This is a genomic window from Phycicoccus flavus (assembly GCF_004025965.2).
GTDB classification, from domain to species: domain Bacteria; phylum Actinomycetota; class Actinomycetes; order Actinomycetales; family Dermatophilaceae; genus Phycicoccus; species Phycicoccus flavus.
In genome coordinates, this window is record NZ_SAYU02000142.1 from 1 (window position 1) to 1,426 (window position 1,426).

The following is a 1,426-nucleotide window of genomic DNA, read 5'->3' on the forward strand; positions in this document are numbered from 1 at the left end:
GTCGACGTCGGGTGTGTCCGATGAACGGTGTTTCCGGCGTTCATCTTCAGAGGTTCTCGGCGGCCGGCATGCGGTCGGCGAAGGTGACAGGGAACGCGTTCAACGCAGGCTTCCACCGCACTGCCCATCGTGCCTGGCCGGTGCCCTTGGGGTCCATACCGCGAGTGACCAGGTAGAGGGTCTTCAGCGTGGCCTGCTCGGTGGGGAAGTGCCCGCGGACGGTGACTGCACGGCGGTAGCGGGAGTGCAGTGACTCGATGGCGTTGGTGGAGAACAGCACCCGGCGGATCTCGACGTCGTAGGCCAGGAACGGGGTGAACTCTTCCCACGCCGCCCGCCAGAGCTTGGGGATGGCCGGGTAGGGCTTGCCCCACTTCTCTTCGAGCTCTTCGAACGCGGCAAAGGCTGCCTCGGCCGTGGGTGCGGTGTAGATGCTCCTCAGGTCCTTGGCGAGCTGGTCCCAGTAGCGGCGGGAGGCGTAGCGCAGCGTGGCCCGGAGCAGGTGGATCACGCAGGCCTGGACGATCGCGGCGGGGAAGACGGCACCGACGGCGTCGGGTAGGCCCTTCAGGCCGTCGCAGACGACGAAGAAGACGTCCCGAGTGCCGCGGTTCTTGATGTCGGTTAGGACGTTCATCCAGAACTTCGCCGACTCCCCACCACCGGTGCCGGCCCATAGCCCGAGCACGTCCCGGTGCCCGGCCAGGTCGACCCCGATCGCGGCGTAGAACGGCTGGTTGCCGACCTGCCCGTCGCGGACCTTGACGTAGATCGCGTCGATGAAGATCGCCGCGTACACGCCCTGCAGAGGCCGGGAGACCCAGGCCTGCATCTCCTCCAGGACCTTGTCGGTGATCCGCGAGACGGTGTCCTTGGAGACGCTCGCGCCGTACACCTCGGCGAAGTGCGCGGAGATCTCGCCGGTGGTCAGCCCCTTGGCGTACAGCGAGATCGCGACCGCGTCCACGTCGTTCAGCCGCCGCTGGCGCTTCTTGACGATCACCGGCTCGAACGACCCGGCCCGGTCCCGCGGCACCTCGATGGTCACCTCCCCGGCCGCATCGGTCAGCACCGTCTTGGCGCGGGTGCCGTTGCGGATGTTGTCCGAACCGCCCGGCGGCCCCTGGTGCTTGGCGTGACCGAGGTGGTCGGTCATCTCCTCCTCCAGCGCGGTCTCCAGCACGGTCGCGGTGATCGACTTCAACAGCCCCTCCGGGCCGGTGATCTCCTCACCACGGGCCCGGGCCGCACGGACCAGCTCCGCGACCGCGGCTCGCTCGGCGGCAGTCGCCCTCGAGGATCGTTCCTTCTTCGGCTCTTTCGGCTTCGAGCTCACGCTCGGGATTGTCTCGGTCATCAGTGACCAACCCTTCCCGCCAGCCTCGCTGGCGTGTCAGGCCGGAAACACCGTTCAGCGGACAGTCCC

General features: G+C 67.9%; 1 protein-coding gene. It reads right to left on the reverse strand.

Annotated features, from left to right (window positions below):
- Positions 1 to 46 precede the first annotated feature (46 nt).
- Positions 47 to 1,357, reverse strand: a complete 1,311-nt coding sequence (locus EPD83_RS20210) for an IS256 family transposase (protein ID WP_407676044.1) — start codon at positions 1,355 to 1,357, stop codon at positions 47 to 49.
- Positions 1,358 to 1,426 lie beyond the last annotated feature (69 nt).

Excerpts from the sequence above, each read along its gene's own strand:
- EPD83_RS20210 (WP_407676044.1), bottom strand. The coding sequence starts at position 1,357 with ATGACCGAGACAATCCCGAGCGTGAGCTCGAAGCCGAAAGAGCCGAAG.